The sequence below is a fragment of the Streptomyces sp. CS113 genome, from assembly GCF_002188365.1.
In the GTDB taxonomy this organism is placed as follows: Bacteria; Actinomycetota; Actinomycetes; order Streptomycetales; family Streptomycetaceae; genus Streptomyces; species Streptomyces tendae.
The window spans coordinates 7,197,508-7,198,400 of sequence record NZ_KZ195574.1 but is presented as its reverse complement, the minus strand read 5'-3'; the positions used below and the strand labels follow the sequence as shown (position 1 = coordinate 7,198,400).

Here is an 893-nt window from a genome sequence, read left to right as displayed (position 1 = left end):
TTCGATGTTTGACGCTTCACAGCGGGTACCGGAATATCAACCGGTTATCCATCGACTACGCCTGTCGGCCTCGCCTTAGGTCCCGACTTACCCTGGGCAGATCAGCTTGACCCAGGAACCCTTAGTCAATCGGCGCAAACGTTTCTCACGTTTGTATCGCTACTCATGCCTGCATTCTCACTCGTGAACCGTCCACAACTCGCTTCCGCGGCTGCTTCACCCGGCACACGACGCTCCCCTACCCATCACAGCCGGCGTTGGCCGTATTGCTGCAATGACACGACTTCGGCGGTACGCTTGAGCCCCGCTACATTGTCGGCGCGGAATCACTAGACCAGTGAGCTATTACGCACTCTTTCAAGGGTGGCTGCTTCTAAGCCAACCTCCTGGTTGTCTGTGCGACTCCACATCCTTTCCCACTTAGCGTACGCTTAGGGGCCTTAGTCGATGCTCTGGGCTGTTTCCCTCTCGACCATGGAGCTTATCCCCCACAGTCTCACTGCCGCGCTCTCACTTACCGGCATTCGGAGTTTGGCTAAGGTCAGTAACCCGGTAGGGCCCATCGCCTATCCAGTGCTCTACCTCCGGCAAGAAACACACGACGCTGCACCTAAATGCATTTCGGGGAGAACCAGCTATCACGGAGTTTGATTGGCCTTTCACCCCTAACCACAGGTCATCCCCCAGGTTTTCAACCCTGGTGGGTTCGGTCCTCCACGACCTCTTACAGCCGCTTCAACCTGCCCATGGCTAGATCACTCCGCTTCGGGTCTTGAGCGTGCTACTAAAACGCCCTATTCGGACTCGCTTTCGCTACGGCTTCCCCACCCGGGTTAACCTCGCAACACACCGCAAACTCGCAGGCTCATTCTTCAAAAGGCACGCAGTCACGA

The 893-nt window shown here is 56.6% G+C and carries 2 other annotated features.

Annotated elements, in window-relative coordinates:
- Positions 1 to 2 precede the first annotated feature (2 nt).
- Positions 3 to 125 (bottom strand) — a sequence feature (23S ribosomal RNA rRNA prediction is too short).
- A 42-nt stretch (positions 126 to 167) separates the two neighbouring features.
- Positions 168 to 891, bottom strand: a sequence feature (23S ribosomal RNA rRNA prediction is too short).
- Between the last annotated feature and the right edge of the window lie 2 nt (positions 892 to 893).